The 6,665-nt window shown below is 31.0% G+C and carries 2 protein-coding genes; both read left to right on the top strand.

The genetic code is table 11. The features are described from left to right. The first annotated feature begins 272 nt into the window (after positions 1-272). Positions 273-4,376 (top strand): hypothetical protein, encoded by a 4,104-nt coding sequence (locus WA352_RS21440; protein ID WP_227505279.1) that lies wholly within the window; start codon positions 273-275, stop codon positions 4,374-4,376. Between the two features lie 424 nt (positions 4,377-4,800). Further along, a complete protein-coding gene (locus WA352_RS21435; RefSeq protein WP_033133330.1) occupies positions 4,801-6,075 on the top strand; it encodes a hypothetical protein in 1,275 nt (424 codons plus the stop codon). Positions 6,076-6,665 lie beyond the last annotated feature (590 nt).

Below are 6,665 nucleotides of genomic sequence, written 5' to 3'. Positions count from 1 at the left end.
GTTGTACGCAAAGTGAGCATGATATTTGCGGTCTATAAAAATTCTTTGCATTCCTGCGGTCTATTTTTGCTGTCCTGTAGTAGACCGCTGTCATTATTTCATAGTGTGTGAAGAGATGATGTACTTTGAGAGATTTGCCTATAGAGAGTATTTCAGTATACTTTGAAAGATAGGATTTACATTCAGACTGAAAATTTGTATATGAACTATGAAAATCTAAATTGAAGAATTATATGATATTTGGCTTAAGTCACTTATTTTTATAATGGACAATGAAAGAGTTTCAATGTAAAAAGAATTGTATTGATATTTTTTACTTGTTTGATATGACTCCGAATTTTTACCTGCAAAGAAAGCTTTATGATTATGAAAAGGAGTACTCTGAGTTAGAAATTATTCAGAAATTTCAAATAATAATTATTTTAGCAGAGCCAGGTGCTGGAAAAACTTCACTTCTAGAAAGTTTTTCCAACCAACTAAATGTAAAAAAGAAATCAGCGAACACATTTATCAATAGAAATAACCAAGATAGAAATTCAATTTTAATTATTGATGCTCTAGATGAGCTGGTCAGAATAGATCAATCAGCCGTAAGTAATCTACTTGGAAAGGCAGCAGATCTAGAACCCAAAAAAATAATTATTTCAAGTAGATCAAGTGAGTGGGAAGAGTCTTATACTAGTTTGGTCAGAGAAAACTTTGAAATAGAACCAAGAGTTTTCCGTTTATTTCCTTTTAACGAATCAGAACAACAGCAAATTTTTGAAAATTATAAGCCACTGGAAGATTTCAAAAAATTTGAATCAGAAGTCACAAAATATAATTTGGAACCTTTACTTTCCAATCCCCAATTTTTGAAAATCTTTGCCGATGCATATATTGAAAGTAATCGAGTTTTTTCTGATCGAAAATTTATATTTAATCATGCAGTTAAGGCCTCAGCAAAAGAGTCAAATAATGCTTTTAACTTTAGGAATGACTTACCAATACAAAGAAAACTGGAATTTACAGAAGAAATATTTGCAAAAATATTATTATCAGGCGCAGAGGGAGTAAGCACTAATCCAAATGATCATGACACTTTATATCCTAGAATAGATACACTAATTACGTTGGATAGTGTAGAACAATATTTATCTTTATTGTCGAGTAAACTTTTTAAGTTAGCAGACAATGTTAGCCTACATCAACCTAGTCATAAAATTATTGCTGAATTTACAGCTGCTAATTATTTAGTAAAAAGAATTAATGCCAATCGTAATAATATCTCATTACATCAATGTCTATCGATTATTGCGCCAAATGGAATAGTGCGAGATGAGTTAAGAGGTCTCGTAGCGTGGATGGCAGCTTTAGGTAATAAATCTATACAAGAGACATTAATTAATATTGATCCTTATGCGGTATTAGCAAACGGAGACCCCTCTCAACTTCTTTCTTCATCAAAAAAATTTTTATTAGAAAAGTTAACGTGCCTTGTAGAAGAAGATCCTTATTTTCGTCGGAGTGATATGGGGAGAACTTTCTCTATTTCTGGATTTTTTGATGATAACTCTATATCCATAATTAAATCGATATTAGTTGAATCCAATAAGGGGTTACTACGTGGGTTAATTTTGGAATTAATAGAAAATTCAATAATTCTTAAATCTTTAATTCTTGAATTAGAAGGGATTTTGCTAAATAAGGAAGTTGATCAATATATAAGAGAATTAGCTGGAATAAGGTTAAAGGAAATAGCTGATTATGAAATAGTTCTGACTATTGAAAGACTCATAGAACAAGGAGAAAAATCATCATTAAATATAGTAGTAAATTTGATGGATGATATTGATGTTAATTATTTTTCTTATGATCTAATTTTAGAATTTCTAGAAAAATGTACTTTGTTATACCCCCAAAAAAATATTGGACAAGACAGAACTATAGGTGAACGCTATTTTGTTAAAAACTTCATTAACAATCTTAATTATGAATTAGTTATAAGACTTCTTGATAGTCTAACTTATGGGCTTTGTTGTACGTGTAACAAAGAACCATACGACTGTTTTTGTCGTAATGGAATAAGTAAAGTTATCGGAATGCTTCTAGATCATTATTTTAAAATAGAAAAAAATTCTTATGATCCTCAAAGAATATGGATTTGGTTAAGAAATCTAAATTTCCATAGTGGAAAGAGTGAAGAAGACAGCACTGCTGTAAAAGTATTACAAAATGAAGATAATTTACGCCATAGCCTTATAAAGTTAGCATTTGAAGGTGTAACTTCTACTGATGATATATATCAAGTAATTTCTAGGAAACTGTCATTATATACTCATTCTGGTTTGAGTCTAAAATTTCAAGATTACTATTTTATTCTGGATTTTGCTTTTGCAAATAATAATGTAAAATTATGGTCTTATTTTGTACAACCCCATCAATTTTATGCAAAAAATAAAGCTGAGGTTAATTATGAGCAGCGTAGATATGCAAAGTTACAAGCAGCTAAAAATATTAACTTTTTGAAAGAATGGACTAAAAAGAATTTAGCCTCCAAGGAAAGTTTTAAAAATACTCAAGCTATAATTAATAGTCGTCGTATGAAAAATGGAAAATTTAAACAGCAAATGCTAAGAAATAAAAATATTCAATATATTCAGAATAATCGTGAGTTGATAGAAAGTGGCAAGCATTGGAGCTGCTTGTTGGATTTTGCTAACTTAACATTAAATAATCCAGGAAGAATTATTCAGGAATTTGGTGATGAAAATTTAGTAAAGGCATCACTTAAAAACTGTTTACCATTTATAGAATCTCATGTACCTAATTTAAATGAACTGGCTAAAGCACATTGTAGTTCTACTAGATACCATTCAGAAGTTATTTTACATGCAGCTTGTCTAGAGATATTTAGAGAAAAAGGAAACCTTGATGGCGTTAAATTGAAATTATTACAAGCATTGCGGACAGGTATTGTTCATCGGCCATATACTGTTAATGAGAATGAACATAAGGCATTTAGAAATGAAGTTGATCGAATCCTTTTCCCAGATTATGAGAGTCGGCTAAGATTTTTAAAAGATTATATTGAACATCAGTTGACCTACAATAATAGTGAATATACACAAGTTGGGTGGTTACGTTACAGTGATACATTCAGAGAATTTCAAGCAACGTTACCATTAGAATGGCTTATTAAATATCCAAATATTAGTATAGCTACGTCAAAAACATTATTCGATTTAAGTGCACAATTCTGTGATAAAAATCAATTGAAAAAATTAGTTCTCCTACGGTGTGAGGAATTAAATGAACAACTTATAACACATGCTGTTGATTTAGAAAGCATAAAATCGAAATTAATTTTCTGGTTTATAAGAGCATTTTTTTTTCTTGATGAGGCTGAGATAGTTTCTTATTGGGGGGTTTTAAAAGAGCAAGAAAAAACGATATTTCTTCTAAGCGATCGAGATGAAGGTATTCGTCATGGAGATCACCCGTTTTGGCCTATATTAACTCCTACTAAAATTTGGTGGATTCTAGACACATTTATAGATCAGTGGCCTAAAGTTAGTCTACCTGATTCTTGGGGTACTGGGGATCCACCTAATGAGATAGCATATAGATTTATAAGTAATATAATTTGGAAATTTACAAAGCATATTTCTGAAAAATCATTATTTATTGTGAATAATTTAATTTTAGATTCTAGATTCGAAGCCATGCGATTAGATCTAAAAAGTATTCGGTCAACACTTATAAGAAACCTTGCTTTAACAAACTTTAAGGCACCATCTCCAGAAGAAATTGTTAAGTTTTTGGATAATGAAGAGGTGGTAACAGTAGAAGGGTTGAGGGCATTAATTTTAGAAGAGCTAGAGTTCTATCAAAATGATCTTAGAGGAGGAGATACAACATCACCTTCACTTTTTTACCATAAGCAATATGATGGATCGACTTTTTCGAAATATATTCATTTAAATGAAGTGGATGCCACCAAGATTGTTGCTGATAGATTGAAATTAAGACTTTCAACTAAAGGGGTCATTGTAACTTTAGAACATCAGATGCAACATACAAATCGTTGCGATATAACCTTTGCCAAAGTTATTGAGAATGAAAGAAAACTTTTAATGCTAGAGTCAAAAGGCCAATGGCATAAAGACTTGTATAAGGCGGCATCAACTCAATTATCTCAGCGATATTCAATTCACCCTGATGCTGAACACCAAGGAATATATTTTGTATTATGGTTTGGTACCAATGAAAAAGTGGCTAATATCACTAATCATGGGATTAGTTCAGCTCAAGAGCTAAAATTAATTTTAGAGAACGAATTACCAAGTGAATTAAAGGGTCGTATTGATATCTTTGTATTAGATGTTTCTTTATGAACTTGTTGCATTGAGTATATTTGATATGGGTTAGTTCAGATTTATTCTAGGTTTTGATCACAGCCTTAAGTCATTATGTGTTTCCAATGGTGCAATTGTCTTCACTAAGCTTAGGATGTGTCATTGTAATTATTGCAAAATGTTCAACTTTAAGATGATGCTTTATAAAATCTGAATGGAAGGGGGCTTAACTCAATCTCAGGTTTGCAGTCTTAAGTTTTAATTTTGATTTCAATGTGATCTATTATGGTCAGTTCTTTGTTTGACACAGTCATCTTAAAAACTAAAATCATATATTATAATTTGTGATAAGTTGCAAATTAGTTATATGAGAAATTGGATAAATTTATATATTTTAGCTATCTATAACAATTGGGTGAATTTTGTCTTAAACTTAAGATTACTTTGTAAAAGGATAAAAATGATGAGTTCGCATGCAATTTTAATTGGGGAAGATGAGAAACGTCCTTTGCTAGAAATTTCAGCTCTAGCTTGTAAGCATGAAAAAGTATATAAAAAAATTCCCTTTTTAGATGCTCTTTCAAATATTGCTTCTGTTGCAGCGCAAGCAGCGCCTGCATTAATGACAGCAACCGAAGTAGCAAATAAGCATATTATGGAAGTTGTAATTCATGGAGATTTAGCTAAAGCTGCTGATGGAAATGGTTTAAGAGCATTTTCTAGAGCTACAAATGGAAAATTTACAGAACATGCTCGCTTATATCATGCTGATTCATTATCCAAGTTAGTAAATGCTGCTGCTGTCTGGCAGATCGCCTCTGTAGTCGTTGCACAAAAGCATTTGGCCGACATTAATAAAAAACTAGAAGATTTAAAGGATAGTGTAGAGCGGATAAGTGATTTCCAGCAAACTGAACGTGAAGCAAGAATTCAGGCAATCTTTGATAGCTTAAAAGAGAAGATCGAATTCTTAACTTTTGCAAATCCAGAACAACGCAAAGTTATTCTTAATTCTTCTATTTTATCAAAATATGATGATGATCTAAAACAGATCTACTATCACCTTAAAACAGATTTAGAGAAATATGGTCTAAAAAAAGTAGAGCATAAGGAAATATTTGGAACAGCAGACCTAAAAATAGATATTGATAAAAAAGTAAAAGAAGTAAATGAATTTGCTGAGCTAGCATATCTGTGTTTAAGTTTGCGTCTAATTTGTTGTCATCTTATGAATCACCTTGGGGATATGGATGCAATCAAAGAATTGATTCAAAAACGTATTCTAAATGAGTTAGAACATTTAACATTGTTAAATACTCAGTTAAAAGAAAATATTACCAGTGAAATTAACGCTATGAATTCTTGGACTAATAAGGCTCAGAAAGTAGTAAGTGATCATAAGGGAAAAATTGCTGCGTCAGTGTTAACTGTCACTTTAGGGCCTATAGGTTTGATAGCTAGTATGGGTTTAACTACTACAGTAACTATGACTGGTATTGCTGTTGATCAAAAATTGAAAAAACAAGTTGGTATTTTGGAGAAGAGAAAACTAGAGTTACTACAAGCTGTAGAGCAATTTTCAGTGAACTTCACTGAAAAAAGTATGTTTGCCATGAAAATAGCAGAGCAAGGTATTCAGGCTTTAATGGAAAATGAACCTCCAATCACATTAGCTTTTCAGAAATTAGATGATCAATATCTACTATGTCTGAACACAGGAGAAAAAATCGCAGTCTAATATAGTACCAGTTTTTAGTAGTCTTTATTAAATAAGGCTACTTTTGTGTATTCAATTTAATTGCAGTGAAAATTTGATGGTTTTCCAACTCATACCATTATGAACTGAATAACTTTATTTTAATTTTTGATCATAGCATTAAAGCTATTGATTCTGAGATGACGTGTTTATATTTTCTTAAGGACTAAACTGATTTAGGCTCGATATTGGATCCATACAATAGTTATAATCTGACTTATAGTTAGGCTATTTTCAATTTTATAGTCGATAAGAAATAGTTTTGGATAAATTTTCTATTGGGAGAGTTTAGAGGGGGGATTTATAGTGAAAATTTTGGGTAAAATCCTTGCTGGATAAGGGGAAATAGCCAAATTTAGGGGGCTTATATAAGAGTATCTACAATTACAAAATTTCCTTTATATCGGGAATAGTTTGAGATAGTACGTTGTAAACGTTGAATATAGTCGAATGAATTTGATATACAAGAAAAAATAGATCAAACGGTCGTGAGCATGAATCAATATTAGATTAATCCGAAATAAAAAAACGGTTCGGTTACATATTATTTTCATGATCTTTATAACTAGGAA

The organism is Acinetobacter sp. 102 (assembly GCF_037028485.1).
GTDB classification, from domain to species: domain Bacteria; phylum Pseudomonadota; class Gammaproteobacteria; order Pseudomonadales; family Moraxellaceae; genus Acinetobacter; species Acinetobacter higginsii.
This window is presented reverse-complemented; position numbering and strand designations above follow the sequence as displayed.